27 protein-coding genes are annotated in these 18,221 nt (G+C 36.5%); 11 read left to right on the plus strand and 16 right to left on the minus strand.

Annotation, left to right across the window (positions count from 1 at the left end):
* The first annotated feature begins 133 nt into the window (after positions 1-133).
* The 7 genes from Bandiella_RS03905 (at position 134) to Bandiella_RS03935 (ending at position 7,405) form a co-directional block, all read left to right on the plus strand.
* Positions 134-1,642 (plus strand): leucyl aminopeptidase, encoded by a 1,509-nt coding sequence (locus tag Bandiella_RS03905; protein ID WP_323732469.1) that lies wholly within the window; start codon positions 134-136, stop codon positions 1,640-1,642.
* A 35-nt stretch (positions 1,643-1,677) separates the two neighbouring features.
* On the plus strand, positions 1,678-2,103 hold the full coding sequence (gene dksA, locus Bandiella_RS03910; RefSeq protein ID WP_323732470.1) for an RNA polymerase-binding protein DksA: 426 nt from the start codon (positions 1,678-1,680) through the stop codon (positions 2,101-2,103).
* A 42-nt stretch (positions 2,104-2,145) separates the two neighbouring features.
* Entirely contained in the window at positions 2,146-3,972 is a 1,827-nt protein-coding gene (gene uvrC / locus Bandiella_RS03915; protein WP_323732471.1) for an excinuclease ABC subunit UvrC, read from the plus strand.
* Positions 3,969-4,550: a CDP-diacylglycerol--glycerol-3-phosphate 3-phosphatidyltransferase gene (gene pgsA, locus Bandiella_RS03920; protein WP_323732472.1), complete on the plus strand. Its 582-nt coding sequence runs from the start codon at positions 3,969-3,971 to the stop codon at positions 4,548-4,550. Before uvrC ends, pgsA begins: the two co-directional genes overlap by 4 nt.
* Positions 4,551-4,563: 13 nt before the next feature.
* Positions 4,564-5,292 (plus strand): IS1 family transposase, encoded by a 729-nt coding sequence (locus tag Bandiella_RS03925; protein ID WP_323732473.1) that lies wholly within the window; start codon positions 4,564-4,566, stop codon positions 5,290-5,292.
* 353 nt (positions 5,293-5,645) lie between these two features.
* Positions 5,646-7,052: a group II intron reverse transcriptase/maturase gene (ltrA, locus tag Bandiella_RS03930; RefSeq protein WP_323732406.1), complete on the plus strand. Its 1,407-nt coding sequence runs from the start codon at positions 5,646-5,648 to the stop codon at positions 7,050-7,052.
* The gene (locus Bandiella_RS03935) at positions 7,025-7,405 is read left to right on the plus strand and encodes a hypothetical protein (RefSeq protein WP_323732474.1); all 381 of its coding nucleotides are present in this window, start codon (positions 7,025-7,027) and stop codon (positions 7,403-7,405) included. Before ltrA ends, Bandiella_RS03935 begins: the two co-directional genes overlap by 28 nt.
* A 25-nt stretch (positions 7,406-7,430) precedes the next feature.
* On the opposite strand, the gene Bandiella_RS03940 is transcribed toward Bandiella_RS03935, so the two are convergent.
* The 3 genes from Bandiella_RS03940 to Bandiella_RS03950 form a co-directional block, all read right to left on the minus strand.
* A complete protein-coding gene (locus Bandiella_RS03940) occupies positions 7,431-8,315 on the minus strand; it encodes a hypothetical protein (protein WP_323732475.1) in 885 nt (294 codons plus the stop codon).
* A gap of 91 nt (positions 8,316-8,406) precedes the next feature.
* A complete protein-coding gene (locus Bandiella_RS03945; protein WP_323733367.1) occupies positions 8,407-8,775 on the minus strand; it encodes an IS1 family transposase in 369 nt (122 codons plus the stop codon).
* On the minus strand, positions 8,679-9,152 hold the full coding sequence (locus Bandiella_RS03950) for an IS1/IS1595 family N-terminal zinc-binding domain-containing protein (protein WP_323732476.1): 474 nt from the start codon (positions 9,150-9,152) through the stop codon (positions 8,679-8,681). The genes Bandiella_RS03945 and Bandiella_RS03950 overlap by 97 nt, the downstream gene beginning before the upstream one ends.
* 244 nt (positions 9,153-9,396) lie before the next feature.
* On the opposite strand from Bandiella_RS03950, the gene Bandiella_RS03955 reads away from it, so the two are divergent.
* Both Bandiella_RS03955 and Bandiella_RS03960 read left to right on the plus strand, forming a co-directional pair.
* Positions 9,397-10,008 carry a transposase gene (locus Bandiella_RS03955; protein WP_323732477.1) on the plus strand — a complete coding sequence of 204 codons (612 nt, stop codon included), beginning with the start codon at positions 9,397-9,399 and terminating at the stop codon, positions 10,006-10,008.
* Positions 10,009-10,028: 20 nt separating this feature from the next.
* Positions 10,029-10,331 (plus strand): transposase, encoded by a 303-nt coding sequence (locus tag Bandiella_RS03960; protein WP_323732478.1) that lies wholly within the window; start codon positions 10,029-10,031, stop codon positions 10,329-10,331.
* On the opposite strand, the gene Bandiella_RS03965 is transcribed toward Bandiella_RS03960, so the two are convergent.
* Complete coding sequence (locus Bandiella_RS03965) at positions 10,318-10,686, minus strand: IS1 family transposase (protein WP_323733371.1); 369 nt, start codon at positions 10,684-10,686, stop codon at positions 10,318-10,320. The two genes, Bandiella_RS03960 and Bandiella_RS03965, sit on opposite strands and share 14 nt — an antisense overlap.
* Positions 10,590-11,063 (minus strand): IS1/IS1595 family N-terminal zinc-binding domain-containing protein, encoded by a 474-nt coding sequence (locus Bandiella_RS03970; protein WP_323732479.1) that lies wholly within the window; start codon positions 11,061-11,063, stop codon positions 10,590-10,592. The genes Bandiella_RS03965 and Bandiella_RS03970 overlap by 97 nt, the downstream gene beginning before the upstream one ends.
* A 310-nt stretch (positions 11,064-11,373) precedes the next feature.
* Between Bandiella_RS03970 and Bandiella_RS03975 the strand changes: the two genes are divergently transcribed.
* Together Bandiella_RS03975 and Bandiella_RS03980 are read left to right on the plus strand one after the other, a co-directional pair.
* Positions 11,374-11,766, plus strand: a complete 393-nt coding sequence (locus Bandiella_RS03975; protein ID WP_323732480.1) for a transposase-like zinc-binding domain-containing protein — start codon at positions 11,374-11,376, stop codon at positions 11,764-11,766.
* Positions 11,750-12,118, plus strand: coding sequence for an IS1 family transposase (locus Bandiella_RS03980; protein ID WP_323733367.1), 369 nt, complete (start codon positions 11,750-11,752; stop codon positions 12,116-12,118). Before Bandiella_RS03975 ends, Bandiella_RS03980 begins: the two co-directional genes overlap by 17 nt.
* A gap of 194 nt (positions 12,119-12,312) precedes the next feature.
* Here Bandiella_RS03980 and Bandiella_RS03985 read toward each other — a convergent pair whose 3' ends face one another.
* The 11 genes from Bandiella_RS03985 to rplN are packed head-to-tail and all read right to left on the minus strand — an operon-like array spanning position 12,313 to position 18,211.
* Positions 12,313-12,984, minus strand: coding sequence for an adenylate kinase (locus Bandiella_RS03985; protein ID WP_323732481.1), 672 nt, complete (start codon positions 12,982-12,984; stop codon positions 12,313-12,315).
* Positions 12,984-14,315: a preprotein translocase subunit SecY gene (secY, locus tag Bandiella_RS03990; RefSeq protein ID WP_323732482.1), complete on the minus strand. Its 1,332-nt coding sequence runs from the start codon at positions 14,313-14,315 to the stop codon at positions 12,984-12,986. Before secY ends, Bandiella_RS03985 begins: the two co-directional genes overlap by 1 nt.
* Positions 14,299-14,766 carry a 50S ribosomal protein L15 gene (rplO, locus tag Bandiella_RS03995; RefSeq protein ID WP_323732483.1) on the minus strand — a complete coding sequence of 156 codons (468 nt, stop codon included), beginning with the start codon at positions 14,764-14,766 and terminating at the stop codon, positions 14,299-14,301. The genes secY and rplO overlap by 17 nt, the downstream gene beginning before the upstream one ends.
* Before the next feature lie 15 nt (positions 14,767-14,781).
* The gene (gene rpsE / locus Bandiella_RS04000) at positions 14,782-15,288 is read right to left on the minus strand and encodes a 30S ribosomal protein S5 (protein WP_323732484.1); all 507 of its coding nucleotides are present in this window, start codon (positions 15,286-15,288) and stop codon (positions 14,782-14,784) included.
* A 12-nt stretch (positions 15,289-15,300) separates the two neighbouring features.
* Entirely contained in the window at positions 15,301-15,663 is a 363-nt protein-coding gene (gene rplR, locus Bandiella_RS04005) for a 50S ribosomal protein L18 (RefSeq protein ID WP_323732485.1), read from the minus strand.
* Between the two features lie 14 nt (positions 15,664-15,677).
* Positions 15,678-16,211 carry a 50S ribosomal protein L6 gene (gene rplF / locus Bandiella_RS04010; protein WP_323732486.1) on the minus strand — a complete coding sequence of 178 codons (534 nt, stop codon included), beginning with the start codon at positions 16,209-16,211 and terminating at the stop codon, positions 15,678-15,680.
* Between the two features lie 8 nt (positions 16,212-16,219).
* Positions 16,220-16,624, minus strand: coding sequence for a 30S ribosomal protein S8 (gene rpsH, locus Bandiella_RS04015; RefSeq protein ID WP_323733400.1), 405 nt, complete (start codon positions 16,622-16,624; stop codon positions 16,220-16,222).
* Between the two features lie 20 nt (positions 16,625-16,644).
* Positions 16,645-16,950 (minus strand): 30S ribosomal protein S14, encoded by a 306-nt coding sequence (rpsN, locus tag Bandiella_RS04020; protein WP_323732487.1) that lies wholly within the window; start codon positions 16,948-16,950, stop codon positions 16,645-16,647.
* 14 nt (positions 16,951-16,964) lie between these two features.
* On the minus strand, positions 16,965-17,510 hold the full coding sequence (rplE, locus tag Bandiella_RS04025; RefSeq protein ID WP_323732488.1) for a 50S ribosomal protein L5: 546 nt from the start codon (positions 17,508-17,510) through the stop codon (positions 16,965-16,967).
* 10 nt (positions 17,511-17,520) lie between these two features.
* Entirely contained in the window at positions 17,521-17,841 is a 321-nt protein-coding gene (gene rplX, locus Bandiella_RS04030; RefSeq protein WP_323732489.1) for a 50S ribosomal protein L24, read from the minus strand.
* A 1-nt stretch (position 17,842) separates the two neighbouring features.
* Positions 17,843-18,211, minus strand: a complete 369-nt coding sequence (rplN, locus tag Bandiella_RS04035; protein WP_323733401.1) for a 50S ribosomal protein L14 — start codon at positions 18,209-18,211, stop codon at positions 17,843-17,845.
* Positions 18,212-18,221: the final 10 nt, after the last annotated feature.

Raw genomic sequence — 18,221 nt, forward strand, 5'->3', positions numbered from 1 at the left:
ATCGCACCGCGTCGCAAATTGTGCAAACAGATCGTTTGAAGCTTGTTGCAATTCTGAATATTTATCTTTTCACATTTTTACAAAGTATGCTACAATGTCTATCTCTGATTAAATATTTTATCAAGGTTGTATTATGAGATTCAAATTTGACAAATCTTCTTCTTTTAAGATTGGCGATGTAAACGTGTTTTTTGTTACTAATGCGTCAGCAGACACATTACAGTTACCTCATCTCTTACAAACTGAAAGTGAAGATGTAAAAGAAACCCTGCAGCTATATAGAAAGGATTCCTTAGGAAAATTTGGAGAGATATCAGTTATCACGGTAAAAGCACAAGGTGGGCTGAAAAAATTTATCTTTTGTGGTATTGGCGAGGCTAAAGACCTGAGTAAGCTTCAGGTTCAGGAACTGGGTGGAATTATTGCAAGCAAGTTAAATGCATGTAAATTGGAGCAAGCTAATATCATTATAGATGGTAAGGAAACAGAATCACAAGGTGAGCTTTTTGCTGTTAATATAGCGGAGGGAATTAAGTTGAAGAATTATTGTTTCGATAAATATTTCAAGGATAAAAAAGAAACTAACAAACTATATCTAAAAGAAATCACGTTTTACACGCAATATACGAACTTGGAAGCTCTATTCTCTGAAAGAGAGAAAATCATCGACAGCACCAATTTCACAAGAGATTTGGTTTCTGAACCGGCTAATGTTTTAAACCCAGAAGCATTTGTTGATGTCTGTAAAGAATTGGAGGCGCTTGGAGTTAAAGTAACTGTCCTAGACAAGAAGCAATTGAAGTCCTTAAACATGAACGCTCTTCTTGGAGTTGGGCAAGGTAGTAATAGTGGCACATATGTGGTTACAATGGAGTGGAATGGCGCAAAAGATCAAAAAGACTCACAGCCAATAGCGTTCGTTGGTAAAGGGATAACATTTGACACCGGTGGTATAAATTTAAAGCCGTCTGGCCCCTCCATTAGTATGATGAAATACGACATGGGTGGAGCAGCGGTAGTTACAGGTCTGATCAGATCTTTAGCTTCAAGAAAAGCAAAAGTAAATGTGATAGGCGCAATAGGATTAGCTGAGAATATGCCATCGGGCAATGCTCAAAGGCCTGGTGATGTTGTTACTTCAATGTCTGGCCAAACCATAGAGGTTGACAATACAGATGCAGAAGGCAGGTTGTTATTAAGCGATGTGATGTGGTATACACAGGAAACTTTTAAGCCCAAAATCATGATAGATTTAGCTACTCTAACAGGTGCAATCGTTATTGCTTTAGGGCACCACAATGCTGGTCTTTTTAGTGATGATGATGAACTAGTAAGTCAATTAACAAAAGCTGGGCTCAACACCGGGGAAAAAGTTTGGAGACTACCTTTAGGACAATGTTACGATGAGTTAATCAACTCCAATATTGCCGATGTAAAGAACGTTGGCAAAGACGGGGCCGGCAGCATAACTGCTGCGCAATTTCTCAAGCGCTTTGTTAAAAAAGGTTGTATTTGGGCGCATATAGATATAGCAGGCGTTGTTTGGCTTGATAACGGAGGGAAGCTTTCTCCTCGTGGCGCGACCGGTTATGGGGTAAGGTTGCTTAACGAATTTTTAATTCAAAATTACGAACCAAAGTAAATACACCACTAAACTTTTATCAGAGGAGCAAAGATATGAATGAGCCAATAGTCAAACTTCCAAAAAACTATAAGCCTACAGAAGATGAAGAATACATGAATCCACTACAGTTGGAATATTTTAGGCAAAAACTCCTGGTTTGGAAAGAAAATCTGAAAAAAGATTCTATGGAAACGATGGATAACTTAAAAAATGAAAACCTGAATGAGCCAGATTTGAACGATAGAGCGTCGGTTGAAACTGAAGTAAGCTTTGAATTAAGAACCAGAGACAGATATAGGAAATTAATAGAAAAGATAGATGCGGCTTTGCAAAGAATTAAAACTGGGAGCTATGGTTTTTGCGTTAAAAGTTTTGAACCAATAGGGATTAAAAGGTTGGAAGCAAGACCTATTGCAACACTGAGCATAAACGCTCAAGAAGAACATGAAAGGGCAGAAAAGGTATACAGCGACGAGTAATACCAGCTTGTTCTCTGCTTAAAAAATATACAAGAAGTTTTAATGAACGAGATTGATATAAAAAGGGGAATATCAGTCATTAGAAACAGTGTGAAGAATTTAGATTCAAGACCTGGTATATATAAGATGATTGGCAGTGCTGATGAAATATTATACATCGGCAAAGCCAAAAATCTTGCCAAGAGAGTCTCGCAATATGCCCATGTTTCAAAGTTACCATATCGATTAAAAAGAATGGTCTCCTTGTTGCATAAAATAGATGTTTTAACCACAAAAACTGAGACACAAGCGTTGATCTTGGAATCTGATTTGATCAAAACGACTCAGCCAAAATACAATGTAGCTCTTAAAGACGATAAATCTTTCGCATATCTGGCCCTGGATAATGACCATGATTTTCCAAAGATGCGTAAGTTTAGAGGGAAAAAACAATCTAATGCAATTTATTACGGCCCCTTCTTGTCAGTTGAAAAATTGGATAAAACAATAGTTGAACTACAAAAATTATTTTTAATTCGCAACTGTTCAGATCATTACTTCGCGACAAGAAAAAGACCATGCTTAATGTATCAGATAAAAAGATGTAGTGCACCTTGTGTGGGAAAAATTACAAAAGAAGGTTACAACAGGTCCATCAACGATTTAAAGTTATTTTTAGCGGGTAAAACAAAAAAAATACACACGAATTTTATGGATGAAATGCACCATTTTAGTGATAAGTTAGAATATGAAAAAGCAGCAAGTATACGGGATAAAATACGTTTATTAACCTATATCCAATCAAAGAATGTGTTTCATAAATTGGCTGAAAAAAACATAGACATATTTATTATACACGAAGAAAAAAACGAGCAAGAATTTTGCATTCAGGTGTTCATGGTAAGGGATGGACATAATTTTGGCAGTAAGTTGCAGTTTTTAGATAGGCATCCTGGTGTGTTTAAAGATGAGGCACTGTCAAGGTATATCGTACAGTTCTATCAAAATAAACCGATCCCCAAAGAAATTTGGAGCAACATTGACATTAAAGATACACAGAGCATTTCAGCGGTTTTGGCAAAAAAGATAAAAATCACTACTCCTAAAACTGGGGAAAAGAAAAATGTCATAGAATTTGCGTTAGATAACACCAAAGATGCATATAAACAATACCTGGATAATAATCTGGCTAAGGCCGAAATATTCAATGAATTAGCCATAAAATTTGATCTCCTTCATAGCCCAGAAACCATAGAAGTTTATGACAACAGCCATAACCACGGTTCTTATGCGGTTGGATGTATGATAGCTGTAGGGCAAGAGGGGTTTATCAAAAATGCTTACAGAAAGTATAGCATGACTAATTCTGAGATCTCGATGGACGACTTCGCGATGCTTAAAGAAGTGATGAAACGCAGATTTGGCAAGCCATCAAAAGAGATTAGGGTGCCAGATTTAATCATTATAGATGGTGGCAAAGGACAATTATCTGCCGTTTGTTCTGAATTGGAGAAGCTTGGTATATCAAATACTCACGTAATTGCTATGTCTAAAGGGCCTGACCGAAATGCTGGCAGAGAATTTTTTCATCAACCTGGGAGGCAGGCTTTTCAACTGGAAAAAGACAGCAAATTGCTATTGTTCTTACAAAAAATTAGAGATGAAGCTCATAGATTTGCTATCACCTCTCACAGGAAACTCATCAGACAGAGCGTCCAAAAATCCGGGCTGGATAATATCAAGGGCATTGGGGATAAAAGAAAAAAAATATTGCTTTCGCATTTTGGCTCAATAAATCAGTTGAAATCTGCAAGCCAGGAGGATATAGCTAAAGTGAAAGGGCTCAATCAAAAATTGGCCAAAAGTATTTTTCAGTATATAAGTGAATGAGAAATTTAGACGCTAGAATGCAAAAAAATATACCAAATATTCTAACTTTATTGAGAATATTGCTGATTCCTGTTTTGGTCGCTGTTTTTTATATAGAATCAAAGTTTGCTCATTATGTTGCAGTTAGTATATTTATCTTTGCAAGCATTACGGACTACTTTGATGGCGCCCTAGCAAGAGCCTGGAAAGTGCAATCAGACTTTGGCAAGGTGTTGGATCCCATTGCAGACAAACTACTTGTAGCAGCAACTCTTATGATGATGGTAGACAAAGGAATTGCGCCAGTTTTGCCAACCCTTGTAATATTATGCAGGGAAATTTTAGTATCAGGAATGCGGGAGCATTTGGCTGAACTGAAGGTGCAAGTGAGCCTTCCAGTAAGCCGTTTAGCAAAGATAAAAACCGCAGCTCAGATGGCTGCAATTATCATTTTATTGCTTGGGGAAAACACAACCGGATTTAGGTACACAGACCTCTTGGGTAAAGTTGCCATATGGACTGCAGCTGTCCTAACTGCAATAACTGGCTATGCTTACCTACAAAAAGGAATAAAAAATGGGAGTGTTGCCATAAGATAGATAAGATGCTAAAATGAATATAGCGAGCAACAAAGAAAATAGAAATATGAATACAGAGTGTAAAAAATGCAGTAGCAGTAAATACGTTAAGAATGGTAATATTAGGGGTATGCAAAGGTATAAATGCAAAGAGTGTGGATGTAATTTTACAAACACTAAATTAAGAGGCTGTTCGCCAGAGATGAAGGCTCTGGCAGTGTTATTGTACAGCATGGGAAAAAGTAGCTTTAGATGGCTAGGGAAATTATTTAAAGTAGCTCATACTAGCGTATATAAGTGGATAATACTGTATGCTAAAAAGATACCAAGACCAACAGTGCCGGAAGAATTGAGAGAAGTTGAAATAGATGAGATGTGGCATTTTGTAGATTCAAAAAAAAACAAATTATGGATATGGAAAGCCTATAGTAGGGAGCTCAAGAGAGTTGTTGCCTGGGTGGTTGGTAAGCGTAACGTTACAACCTTTAGAAAATTGTGGAAAATCATAAGTAGAGATAATTGCACTTATTACACAGACGCTTGGTCTGTTTATTCAGAGGTTATACCTCGCCATCAACATGTTGTTGGCAAACAACATACACTCTCAATTGAGTCCAATAACTCAAACACAAGGCACAGAATTGCAAGAATGACCAGAAAAACAAAGGTAGTTTCAAAATCTGAAGAAGTGTGCGCCGGGCATGAGGTAAGAGCAAAGGGTTCAAGTCCCTTATGGGCTGAGATAGAGCGGTCCATTAGCTGAGGCAAGGTTAACTTCGTGAGGAGTTGGCTGAAGGAAGCTGACGGCAAAGTAAGGCTGAAACGAACAGAAACTTGGTAGTAGGCCGTTATAACTGGGCAACCTAGCATTAACTGGAATAGCCCGCCTCTATGCGGAAGTGTATAGCGGTAAACCAAGTTCAGCCTTATGGAGGTCTTGCATCTTACCCCGGGAGGCCTTTTATCTAGCTTGAGTATAAGCTACTTTGCTAGCAATAGTAGAGGACAGGATAAAAGGAGTCAGCAGAAGGCATAGTACTTAAGAGAATCGGTACCTCTCTTGAGGAAGGCCTGAATTAGATTTGTTAGGTACTGGAATTTTAATTTTGGAGTTATATGGTAGCAAAAGATAGCAATACCATCCACGGATCAAATAGTGAAGGCAGTACTGGAGCTGTTGATCATGAGGCGCATAGAGTAACTTCAGCAATTAGAATACCCCAGGACCTTGCAAAAGATGTAATTGGGGATGTAGTTAAAACTGCAAATCTCAAAAGTGCCTTTAAAGCAGTAAAACGCAATAAAGGTGCACCTGGTATCGATAAAAGAACTATCAATGAAGTACAAGAGTCCTTAGATGAGATTATCCAAGAGCTCCAATCTTCAGTTATCAACGGCAAATATACTCCTTCCTGTGTTAGAGGAGTACAAATACCCAAGCCTAATGGTAAAACCCGTTTGCTTGGCATACCTACAGTAATTGATAGAATGGTGCAGCAAGCTATAGTTCAAGTTTTATCACCTTTGTTTGATCCACACTTTTCGGACAATAGCTATGGATTTAGACCTAAGCGTTCTGCGCAAGGCGCTATGTCCAAAGCTAAAGAATTTGTAAAGTCTGGTAAATCATGGGTGGTGGATATGGACATAGAAGCTTTCTTTGATAACGTCAATCATGACATTTTAATGTCTCTAATTGCACGCTCTATCTCTGATAAGAAGCTCTTAAAGCTGATTAGATCGTTCTTAAACGCAGGCATGATGCAAAATGGCTTAATGAGCAAGAGAGACCTAGGGACCCCACAGGGTGGACCGCTCTCCCCTCTTCTAAGCAATATCTTGCTTCATGAACTTGATAGAGAGCTTCATTTACGTAAGCACTCTTTCGTCAGATACGCTGATGATTGTAACATTTATGTTACTTCTAAGAATGCTGCACAGAGAGTACTTACATCTATAACGAAGTTTCTTAACAGTAAGCTCAAACTTAAAGTTAATCTTACTAAAAGTGCTACTAGCTCTGTTCAAGACCGTAAATTCCTTGGATTTACATTGTTAACAGATGGCTCTGCTATTATTGCTAGAGAATCTATATCTCTCTTCAAAGATAAGGTTCGCCTTATCACCAAAAGAAGTAGAGGTGTTAAATTTGATACAATAATCAGAGAGTTAAATCAAGCTACGAGAGGCTGGTTTCACTATTTTAAGTGTTCCGACTTTCCAAAGCCTCTGTGGCATCTGGACGGTTGGATTAGAAGGCGTCTTCGTTCTTACAGGATAAAACAGCGTAAAAGAAAATTCTCGATCAAAACTTTTCTAACTGCTCATGGTGTATCTCAGCGATCTAGCTGGTCACTTGCTTGCTCTAGAAAAGGTTGGTGGAGAAAATCTCTATCTCATGCTGCTCACCAGGCTCTCAATTTAAAGTATTTTGAGAGGAACAACCTATTTTCCATGTATACATCTTTTGTTAAACACAAATCTGAAACCGCCGTATGCGACATCGCTTGTACGGTGGTGTGAGAGGGAGATTCAGCAATGGATCTCTCTACTCGATTAAGTGTTCCGACTTTCCAAAGGCTCTGTGGCATCTGGACGGTTGGATTAGAAGGCGTCTTCGTTCTTACAGGATAAAACAGCGTAAAAGAAAATTCTCGATCAAAACTTTTCTAACTGCTCATGGTGTATCTCAGCGATCTAGCTGGTCACTTGCTTGCTCTAGAAAAGGTTGGTGGAGAAAATCTCTATCTCATGCTGCTCACCAGGCTCTCAATTTAAAGTATTTTGAGAGGAACAACCTATTTTCCATGTATACATCTTTTGTTAAACACAAATCTGAAACCGCCGTATGCGACATCGCTTGTACGGTGGTGTGAGAGGGAGATTCAGCAATGGATCTCTCTACTCGATTGTGTTCACAACATTTTGCTCTTTTTCGGAATATGTGCATACCACCAATGAATGAACTAGCTTTTTCGTAGGGTTATACAACCCACATTTATCAGCATATTTATGATATACCAGCAACGAAATAAAACCAGCTATGGGTGCTGCAACTTTCAATGACCAAAACCCTATTGTAGTATTTGAAAAATTTGCCACACTGTTTGCAAAACTTATTGTGCCATTTACGAAATTTGTTATACCATCTATTATAAATCCATTGCTTTGAGCGGTTTCTGAGGTGTTAATGTCTAGTGTACATGTATACACCATATCAGTTCCATTAACGACATTATAACTGAAAATATCTACATTTTTTTGTGGACAGTTGTGAGTAGTATAGTTTAGTGAGTCCACCTTGTAATTAACTTCGATCTTAGCGGGAGTATTGCCATTATACAGAGTTCCATAAAGAGGTAAAGCCTGTATATTAATCATGGAATTAGGTGATAACACTTCTGAAAAATCTACAGCCGTTGACTGGCAGCCTTTTATCTCAAATATAAAATTATAATCTTGTCCAGCAGTTTTGGTTAACTCGGGCTTCACATCTACAGTACATGTATAGTTGTTAGCAGGGTTGTCAGTGATGCTATAAGTAAAGTTATCTAAAAATTCATCAAGATCGGAACAGCTCGAAGGTTTATACTTAAACAATGTATCTGAAGTAATGTAATATTGTTTGTTGGTTACTACGGAATCATTGCTATAATATAGGTTTCCATATGATGGCAGGGTGCTAATAATAATATAGTTAGAAGCTAAGCCTGCAGGGAAATTTATCGCGGTCAAAGAGTTGCTGTTACAACCCATTGCTGATAAAAAGTTATAATTATCTGTCATAATACTATCTAATTAAAATCACGTATATGATAATCGTAGCTGCGCAACTGCTAGTTGTCAAGAGGTGCGCTTGTTAACTTTTTTCAGAGTGTTAGCCAAAGATAGATATAAAATTGCCCTGCTCACTTAGGAAATTATTGTTATCCTCAAAATGTACCCAGAGCTTAATCGTAAGATCGACAACTTCTTCAGATTTTGAAACTACCTTTGTTTTTCTGGTCATTCTTGCAATTCTGTGCCTTGTGTTTGAGTTATTGGACTCAATTGAGAGTGTATGTTGTTTGCCAACAACATGTTGATGGCGAGGTATAACCTCTGAATAAACAGACCAATCGTCTGTGTAATAACTGCAATTATCTCTACTTATGATTTTCCACAATTTTCTAAAGGTTGTAACGTTACGCTTACCAACCACCCAGGCAACAACTCTCTTGAGCTCCCTACTATAGGCTTTCCATATCCATAATTTGTTTTTTTTGAATCTACAAAATGCCACATCTCATCTATTTCAACTTCTCTCAATTCTTCCGGCACTGTTGGTCTTGGTATCTTTTTAGCATACAGTATTATCCACTTATATACGCTAGTATGAGCTACTTTAAATAATTTCCCTAGCCATCTAAAGCTACTTTTTCCCATGCTGTACAATAACACTGCCAGAGCCTTCATCTCTGGCGAACAGCCTCTTAATTTAGTGCTTGTAAAATTACATACACACTCTTTGCATTTATACCTTTGCATACCCATAATATTACCATTCTTAACGTATTTACTGCTACTGCATTTTTTACACTCTGTATTCATATTTCTATTTTCTTTGTTGCTCGCTATATTCATTTTAGCATCTTATCTATCTTATGGCAACACTCCCACTTTTTATATGTGGCTACCGCTAATCTCATGACATATATAAACCCCATTTTGTTGATGACACTCGAGCGTTAAAGTGTTCTCCGTGGCGTAAGGTTGGGTAGTGTTATAGTATAATTGATATAATTGAGCCAAATCAGGCAACCCGCATTTTACAGCTAATTTATGGTATGGGAGTGTTGCAAGATGGAATAAAGAAAGGTATAGTGGAGTGGATTACAGAATAAAGAAGAGAAAAATGTCATCAGCGCATCAAATAATAATGGTATGTTTGGATCAATTGGTTGGTAGTGAGCATCAATATCGCAAATTTAAGGAGCTGTTTAATTTTGGGGCAGTAGAGCAAGAGCTGAAGGGAATTGAATCTCCTGCTAATTATAAGGGATATGGTGTTTTACGTTTATTTAAATGCTTGTTGTTACAGTTTATGGAAGATTTGTCAGATCGTGAACTAGAAAGATATTTGAGTGACAGTGTTGCAGCCAAGTGGTTTTGTGATTTTGATTTAACCGAAGCCACACCTGATTATAGCGTTTTTAGTAGAATCCGCTCAAAGATAGGAACAAATTTGTTATCAAAAATCTTTGCCATTTTTAGAGATCAACTAAAATCTCAAGGATATATGAGCGAGGTATTTACTTTTGTTGATGCAAGTCACTTGATCTCCAAAGCTAATTTATGGGAAGAGCGGGATGAAGCCAGAAAACAAAAATATGAAAAACTTAACAACGAAGTCTTGCCTAAAGTCGCACATGATAAACAAGCCAAAATAGGGTGCAAGGGTGGTAGTAAATTTTGGTATGGCTATAAGAAAAACATGTAAGCGTAGATATTCAATCCGGAATGATCAACAAGGTTGCTATAACGCCTGCTAATGTTACCGATGCAAAGGGAGTTGCGCATGTTTTACCAAATAGTGGAGCAGTTTATGCTGACAAAGGGTATTGTGTTGCACCAGCAAAGAATGCAGCTAAAAGCAGAGGTATTCATTTTTGCGCCATCAAGAAAAACAATATGAAGCAAAAGAATTTTGACCTTGATCGATACTATACTTCCATAAGGGCTCCGTTTGAGAGGGTGTTTTCTCAAGATAATAAACGATTGCGATACATAGGAATTGCCAAACAGAGTGTTAGCCAAAGATAGATATAAAATTGCCCTGCTCACTTAGGAAATTATTGTTATCCTCAAAATGTACCCAGAGCTTAATCGTAAGATCGACAACTTCTTCAGATTTTGAAACTACCTTTGTTTTTCTGGTCATTCTTGCAATTCTGTGCCTTGTGTTTGAGTTATTGGACTCAATTGAGAGTGTATGTTGTTTGCCAACAACATGTTGATGGCGAGGTATAACCTCTGAATAAACAGACCAATCGTCTGTGTAATAAGTGCAATTATCTCTACTTATGATTTTCCACAATTTTCTAAAGGTTGTAACGTTACGCTTACCAACCACCCAGGCAACAACTCTCTTGAGCTCCCTACTATAGGCTTTCCATATCCATAATTTGTTTTTTTTGAATCTACAAAATGCCACATCTCATCTATTTCAACTTCTCTCAATTCTTCCGGCACTGTTGGTCTTGGTATCTTTTTAGCATACAGTATTATCCACTTATATACGCTAGTATGAGCTACTTTAAATAATTTCCCTAGCCATCTAAAGCTACTTTTTCTCATGCTGTACAATAACACTGCCAGAGCCTTCATCTCTGGCGAACAGCCTCTTAATTTAGTGCTTGTAAAATTACATCCACACTCTTTGCATTTATACCTTTGCATACCCCTAATATTACCATTCTTAACGTATTTACTGCTACTGCATTTTTTACACTCTGTATTCATATCTCTATTTTCTTTGTTGCTCGCTATATTCATTTTAGCATCTTATCTATCTTATGGCAACACTCCCTTGCCAAAAATCAGTTTGCTGAATTTATGAATGCTATCTGCTTTAATTTAAAACGTTTAACGGTTCTTACTGCCTAAGCTCATAAAATCACGCTTCGCAGAATCAATAAAAAGCTAAAAATTACCATATCCCACCTCAAAGAAATCTTTTGAATTCTTGGGGAAACCAGTTTTTTGTTAATTTTTTTAGACCATGGTCCAAACTTCCTTAAATCAAACCATCACATTTATCCTTATTTTATCGGGAGTGTTGCCATAAGATAGATAAGATGCTAAAATGAATATAGCGAGCAACAAAGAAAATAGAAATATGAATACAGAGTGTAAAAAATGCAGTAGCAGTAAATACGTTAAGAATGGTAATATTAGGGGTATGCAAAGGTATAAATGCAAAGAGTGTGGATGTAATTTTACAAGCACTAAATTAAGAGGCTGTTCGCCAGAGATGAAGGCTCTGGCAGTGTTATTGTACAGCATGGGAAAAAGTAGCTTTAGATGGCTAGGGAAATTATTTAAAGTAGCTCATACTAGCGTATATAAGTGGATAATACTGTATGCTAAAAAGATACCAAGACCAATAGTGCCGGAAGAATTGAGAGAAGTTGAAATAGATGAGATGTGGCATTTTGTAGATTCAAAAAAACAAATTATGGATATGGAAAGCCTATAGTAGGGAGCTCAAGAGAGTTGTTGCCTGGGTGGTTGGTAAGCGTAACGTTACAACCTTTAGAAAATTGTGGAAAATCATAAGTAGAGATAATTGCAGTTATTACACAGACGATTGGTCTGTTTATTCAGAGGTTATACCTCGCCATCAACATGTTGTTGGCAAACAACATACACTCTCAATTGAGTCCAATAACTCAAACACAAGGCACAGAATTGCAAGAATGACCAGAAAAACAAAGGTAGTTTCAAAATCTGAAGAAGTTGTCGATCTTACGATTAAGCTCTGGGTACATTTTGAGGATAACAATAATTTCCTAAGTGAGCAGGGCAATTTTATATCTATCTTTGGCTAACACTCTGATTTTATCTTTCAACGCTCCCTCTTTTTACGCTCTCAATCTCCGATACATGCGAACACTCGAAGTGAAAGCATAAACGCCTTCAAACCCTTGATTTACTAGAGGTATACAGTGGTCTTTGATGTGTTAATTTCTGTAGTCCATTCCTCCTAAATAACTACTTTTACTTCTTTTTTCCAACTCTTATTTTACGAGAAATATAAACTACTATACTGCTTGATGAACGAAGTGATATCAGAGTGTACAGCTATAATATCTTGGCTTGCATCTATCTCCACATAACGATCATAGCAACGATAGTAATCAATTAGCGGAGCCGTTTGCATTAAATATGCGGATAATCTAATTTTTACAGCTTCCTCTTTATCATCATCTCTAACATAAAACTCAGTACAGCCACATATATCACACTTCCCTCTAACTTTAGTTGGCTTAGTTAACAAATTGTAACTATGATCACAATTTTTGCATAATACCCTCGAAGAAAGTCTTTTTGTGATTTCTTTTTCATCCAGGACTAAAGATATAATGTATAAATTGTCAAAATACGTATTAGCGCTAATTATATTTTTAAGCCTATCCGCCTGATAAATAGTTCTTGGAAAACCATCTAATATATATCCATTATATGTGGACTTTTTTTTTAACCTCTCTTCAACCAAAGAACAGACTATCTCATCCGGTATCAAACCACCCTTGCTCATAATATCTTTTATTTGAGAACCAATTTTTTGGCCTTGGTTAACGGCACTTCTTAAAATTTCACCAGTCGATAAAATAGCTAGACTATATTTTTCTGCTAACAATTTTGCTTGTGTACCTTTTCCAACACCAGGCGCACCCAGTAAGATCACTAACATTACTTGCGCCTCATCACATTATTTCTCTTCATCAGGTTAGCATATCTACTGCTTAACATATGAGACTGAATTTGGGAACTCAAATCCAACACAACACTAATAACTATCAGAAGACTCGTTCCTCCCAAATAAAATGGTACGTTAAATTGTGATGTCAAAATTTCAGGGACCGCACAAATAATCGCAATATATGCAGCACCAATTACAGTAATTCTTGTTAAAACGTATTGTATGTACTCCCTAGTTTGATTACCAGGTCTTTTACTGATAATAACCGCCCCATTTTTTCTTAGATTCTCTGCAGTTTCTTCAGGATTGAATATTATAGTACTGTAAAAAAATGAAAAGAATATTATAAAACAAATATACACAATTATATACAAAGGCTTACCCTGAGAAAAATATCCAGCAACAAATTTTTGCCAAACACTAACATCGCCACCACTACTAAATCCAGCAATAGTCGAAGGGAACAATAGTATTGCACTCGCAAATATAGGTGGGATTACGCCAGAAACATTAATTTTTATCGGCAAGTGAGTTGAATCACCAGCATATATTTTATTACCTACTTGCTTTCTGGGATATTGCACACGAAGTTTGCGATGCGCCTTCTCCATAAATACTATAAACAACACCATAAATGTAACTATTGCAAAACAGAATAACAAAAACTGAGTCGATATAACGTTATTCTTCCCCATCTCCAACAATGACGATACTGATGGTAATAACCCAGAGACTATGCCCGCAAATATTATCATGGAACTCCCATTACCGATTCCCTTCAGATTTATTTGATCTGCAAACCATATTACTATTACAGTTCCACCCATCAAACTAAACATCGTTGCAATACGAAAATAGAGGCCAGGGTCACTAATAAGTTGAGTGCCTTGGTAATTTAAAGATTCAATACCAACTGCAATCCCATAACCTTGGAATAAGGCCAGTATAACAGCTAAATATTTGGAGTATTGATTGATTTTTTGCCTACCAATCTCACCTGACTTTTTTATCTCACTAAATTCTTTCGATACAACAGACAACAACTGCATAATAATAGAAGCAGTAATATAGGGCATTATATTAAGCGTAAAAACAGACATCCTACCCAATGCACCACCCGTTAACACGTTAAACATCCCAAGTATACCTTTTGCCTGTGCTTTTACTATATTATCTAATACAAGTAAATTAACTCCAGGCAGTGGAAAATATGTACCAATCCTATACAACACCAAAATAAAGATAACAAAGAAAATTTTTCTACTCAAATCTCCGTTACCTATGGCACTAAAACTAGAGCTAGATTTATGCTTTGTGTTCATTATCAATTAATTTTACAGTAGAATCGCTTTTTGCTGCAGCTTCAATTAACTTCTTCGAAGCCATGTTTACTTCTATGCTAAAAGATTCTTGAAACCCACCTTTACCTAGCAATTTCAATGGACCTTTACTAGAATCATATAACCCCAGTTTCTCCAGATCTTGCAATTTAATTTCATTTGTTGTTTTTTTGTTTTTTACCAAATAATTGATCTGATATAAATTTATAATTTGATAATCTTTACTATTTCTTGATTTGAAACCTCTCTTTGGCAAACGTCTATACAAAGGAGTTTGGCCACCCTCAAATCCTGCAAGAGCAACACCACTTCTCGCAGTCTGACCTTTACCACCTCTGCCACATGTCTTTCCCTTGCCAGAAGCAATCCCTCTGCCCAAACATTTTCTTTTCTTTCTGGATTTTTCGTTGCCCTTTAACTCGTTTAATAGCATACCTTACCTATTTATTTAAATTTTTTCTCTTGAGCTAATAATTTCTGCAATTTTCTTGCCTCTTTTTTCAGCTGCCCTCTTTGGTGTCTTAACATTTTGCAAGCACTCAAAAGCAGCTTTTATCATGTTATGTGGATTATTCGACCCTATCGACTTAGCCACAATATCCTTCACACCTAAAACATCAAATACAGCCCTCACCGCTCCACCTGCTATCACACCAGTTCCAGGAGGTGCAGACCTCATGATAACTCTACCAGAACAAAACTTCCCACTCACGTCGTGATGCAGTGTTCTGCCCTCTCTCAAAGGGATTTTTATCATATTTTTCCTAGCTTCTTCCGATGCCTTAGATTTTGCATCCATAACCTCAGACGCCTTACCAAGTCCATAACCAACTCTTCCTTTTCTATCACCAGCTACAACTATCACAGAAAAACTAAATCTTCTACCACCCTTAACAACTTTGGTACACCTACCAACGTTTACAAGCCTTTCTACTATTTCCACATTATTAGCCATATCTTAAAACCATCAAAAATTTAAACCATTTTGCCTTGCACTTTCAGCAAATGCCTTTGCCTTCCCGTGATATATACGCTGCCCCCTATCAAAATAAACATCCTTTATGTTTCTTTCCACCAACGCCTTAGCTACTTTTTCTCCAAGCATTGCAGCAGCTTTTGTATTATTCTTTCTTTTTAAATCGCTAAAATCCTTATGATAAGTGGCAAAAGAAGTTATTGTACGGCCTTCATTATCATTGATAACCTGCCCATATATATATTGATTAGATGTATAAAAACACAACCTAATTCTATGAATTGAGCTATTTTTTTTGAGTTTATACCTTGTTCTTTCTTTACGCCTGATTGCTTTTAGTCTTTTTTCCAACATATAAGGTTACCTAATTATTTTTTCTTACCTTCTTTCCTTATTATCACTTCATTCTCGTACTTAATTCCTTTGCCTTTATAAGGCTCTGGTTTTCTTAAGCTTCTGATATCAGCACACACTTGACCAACCAACTGCTTATCGCAACCAGTCACAGTAATCAAAGTATTTTTTGGACATTCTATTTGTACTTTCTGAGGAATAGGGTAAATAATCTCATGGCTATAACCTAAAGTCAGTATCAACAAGTCACCGTCTACAGCGGCTCTGTATCCAACCCCATTTATCTCTAACTTTTTTGTAAATCCAGTTACCACACCTGTGACCATGTTATTTATCAAAGCACGTGCCAATCCCCATACAGCCCTCTCTTTCTTATCCGCTTGTTTTGGAGCAAGAACTATCTTGCCATCTTTCACTTCCAAATTTATGGAATCGAACATCTTAATACTAAGTTCACCTTTTGGTCCTTTTATAGTTAAATCAGGACGATTAAGAAGAACCTGTACTCCGTCTGATATTGCTATATGCTGCTTTCCAATTTTTGACATAATTACACTTAAAAAATACTACATAAAACTTCTCCACCAGCCTTGATATCCCTGGCTTCGTTATCCGTAATGATACCTTTGGAAGTAGACAATATAATAATCCCAAGACCATTATACACCTTGGTTAACTCTCTATAAGGTCTAAACACTTTTTTGCCCGGCTTTGAGATAATTTTCATCTCACTGATCACCGGAACACCGTCTTTACCTTCGTATTTTAGGTAGACCTTAATTTTCAAAACTCCTTTTCTTTCTTCGAAAGTCTCTATTTTTGAGATATATCCCTCTCTTAATAAAACTTTCAGAACACTCTCTATCTTCTTTGAATAATAAACAACCGTATATTCTTTTTTTACCAACTGAGCGTTTCTAATTCTTGCTATCGTATCTGACAGTAAATGCGTTTGCGACATATCTTTTTTCCCTTTTCTGTTTACCAACTTGCTTTTATAACCCCAGGCAGTTTGCCCTCAGAAGCTAACTTTCTAAGCCATATTCTGGAAAGCTGAAATTTTCTATAAACTCCTTTTCCACGCCCACTCAAAAGACACCTATTCCTAATCCTGTTTTTTGCACTATTTCTAGGCAATTTACTAAGAGAAGCTTGAGCTTCAAACCTTTCCTCTAAAGTAACAGTTTTATCATTACGAATAGATTTGAGAGCATCTCTTTTATTCTTGAACTTTTCGTATAATTCAATTCTATGTAAATTCTTTTGTATTGTACTGGTTTTAGCCATAAATTAATATCATTTCAATTAAAAAAAGGAACATTAAAAGTTTCTAATAAAAACTTCGCTTCCTCATTTAGGTCAGTAGATGTGACTATTACTATATTCATTCCTCTAATTTTATCAACCTTATTATAATCAATCTCCGGAAAAACTATCTGTTCTTTTATACCAAGAGAAAAATTCCCCCTACCATCAAATTGCTTTGAACTAAGGCCCTTAAAATCTCTTACTCTAGGCAAAGCAATGTTTACAAGCCTATCCAAAAACTCATACATCATCCTTTTTCTTAAAGTGACCTTACAACCAATTTTCATACCCTGTCTTAACTTGAAGCCCGCTATAGATTTTTTTGCTTTTGTAACAACAGGTTTCTGCCCTGTAATAAGCATTAAGTCATCAAATACCTTGTCTATCACTTTAGTATCTGACACAGCATCTTTAACAGAGACATTCACAATTATTTTTTCAAGCTTTGGTATTTGAAAAAGATTTTGGAAATTAAATTTTTCTTGTAACAGCTTCACACTAACTTTATCGTAATGCTCATGTAACCTTGCTTTATTCATAACTAACCATCTATTTATCTATTAATTCACCTGATTTTTTGGAGTAGCGCACTTTTACTCCTTTATCATTCATCTTAAAACCTATTCTCGTTATAGAATCGCTTTTAGGATCAATATGCATGATTTTAGACATATTAACAGGCATTTCTTTTTCTATAATACCACCATCAGGATTTAACTTATTTGGCTTAGTATGTCTTTTAACAACGGCAACTCCTTCAATAACAGCCATATTATCTTTTGGGATAACCTTGATGATAGTAGATACTTTCCCCTTGTCTTTACCTGCTATAACTTGTACTTTGTCGTTTTTTTTAAACTTGCTAGCCATTCTACAATACCTCTCGTGCTAATGATATTATTTTCAAATAATTTTTTGCTCTTAATTCTCTAGGAATGATACCAAATATACGGGTACCGACCAACTCACCTTGCTTGTTCAGCAGCACAGCTGCGTTCTCAAAAAACCTGATTACCACAGCATCTTTTCTTCTTTTCTCCTTCCTTGTTCTTACGATAACAGCGTGAAAAACTTCTCCAGACTTAACTTTATCTGAAACAGCCGATTCTTGAATAGAAACAACTATCTTATCTCCAATCCCCGCAGACATCTTGTGACTACCACCCAAAACCTTAATACACCTGACTGTTTTAGCCCCTGTATTGTCCGCAACATTTAATATACTGCCCATTTGTATCATATAAAACTCC

The sequence above is a fragment of the Candidatus Bandiella woodruffii genome (genome assembly GCF_034359465.1).
In the GTDB taxonomy this organism is placed as follows: Bacteria; Pseudomonadota; Alphaproteobacteria; order Rickettsiales; family Midichloriaceae; genus NDG2.

Coding starts and splice junctions, on each gene's coding strand:
- Bandiella_RS03905 (WP_323732469.1), top strand. CDS start 134: ATGAGATTCAAATTTGACAAATCTTCTTCTTTTAAGATTGGCGATGTA.
- dksA (WP_323732470.1), top strand. CDS start 1,678: ATGAATGAGCCAATAGTCAAACTTCCAAAAAACTATAAGCCTACAGAA.
- uvrC (WP_323732471.1), top strand. CDS start 2,146: ATGAACGAGATTGATATAAAAAGGGGAATATCAGTCATTAGAAACAGT.
- pgsA (WP_323732472.1), top strand. CDS start 3,969: ATGAGAAATTTAGACGCTAGAATGCAAAAAAATATACCAAATATTCTA.
- Bandiella_RS03925 (WP_323732473.1), top strand. CDS start 4,564: ATGAATATAGCGAGCAACAAAGAAAATAGAAATATGAATACAGAGTGT.
- ltrA (WP_323732406.1), top strand. CDS start 5,646: ATGGTAGCAAAAGATAGCAATACCATCCACGGATCAAATAGTGAAGGC.
- Bandiella_RS03935 (WP_323732474.1), top strand. CDS start 7,025: ATGCGACATCGCTTGTACGGTGGTGTGAGAGGGAGATTCAGCAATGGA.
- Bandiella_RS03940 (WP_323732475.1), bottom strand. CDS start 8,315: ATGACAGATAATTATAACTTTTTATCAGCAATGGGTTGTAACAGCAAC.
- Bandiella_RS03950 (WP_323732476.1), bottom strand. CDS start 9,152: ATGAATATAGCGAGCAACAAAGAAAATAGAAATATGAATACAGAGTGT.
- Bandiella_RS03960 (WP_323732478.1), top strand. CDS start 10,029: ATGATCAACAAGGTTGCTATAACGCCTGCTAATGTTACCGATGCAAAG.
- Bandiella_RS03970 (WP_323732479.1), bottom strand. CDS start 11,063: ATGAATATAGCGAGCAACAAAGAAAATAGAGATATGAATACAGAGTGT.
- Bandiella_RS03975 (WP_323732480.1), top strand. CDS start 11,374: ATGAATATAGCGAGCAACAAAGAAAATAGAAATATGAATACAGAGTGT.
- Bandiella_RS03985 (WP_323732481.1), bottom strand. CDS start 12,984: ATGTTAGTGATCTTACTGGGTGCGCCTGGTGTTGGAAAAGGTACACAA.
- secY (WP_323732482.1), bottom strand. CDS start 14,315: ATGAACACAAAGCATAAATCTAGCTCTAGTTTTAGTGCCATAGGTAAC.
- rplO (WP_323732483.1), bottom strand. CDS start 14,766: ATGCTATTAAACGAGTTAAAGGGCAACGAAAAATCCAGAAAGAAAAGA.
- rpsE (WP_323732484.1), bottom strand. CDS start 15,288: ATGGCTAATAATGTGGAAATAGTAGAAAGGCTTGTAAACGTTGGTAGG.
- rplR (WP_323732485.1), bottom strand. CDS start 15,663: ATGTTGGAAAAAAGACTAAAAGCAATCAGGCGTAAAGAAAGAACAAGG.
- rplF (WP_323732486.1), bottom strand. CDS start 16,211: ATGTCAAAAATTGGAAAGCAGCATATAGCAATATCAGACGGAGTACAG.
- rpsH (WP_323733400.1), bottom strand. CDS start 16,624: ATGTCGCAAACGCATTTACTGTCAGATACGATAGCAAGAATTAGAAAC.
- rpsN (WP_323732487.1), bottom strand. CDS start 16,950: ATGGCTAAAACCAGTACAATACAAAAGAATTTACATAGAATTGAATTA.
- rplE (WP_323732488.1), bottom strand. CDS start 17,510: ATGAATAAAGCAAGGTTACATGAGCATTACGATAAAGTTAGTGTGAAG.
- rplX (WP_323732489.1), bottom strand. CDS start 17,841: ATGGCTAGCAAGTTTAAAAAAAACGACAAAGTACAAGTTATAGCAGGT.
- rplN (WP_323733401.1), bottom strand. CDS start 18,211: ATGATACAAATGGGCAGTATATTAAATGTTGCGGACAATACAGGGGCT.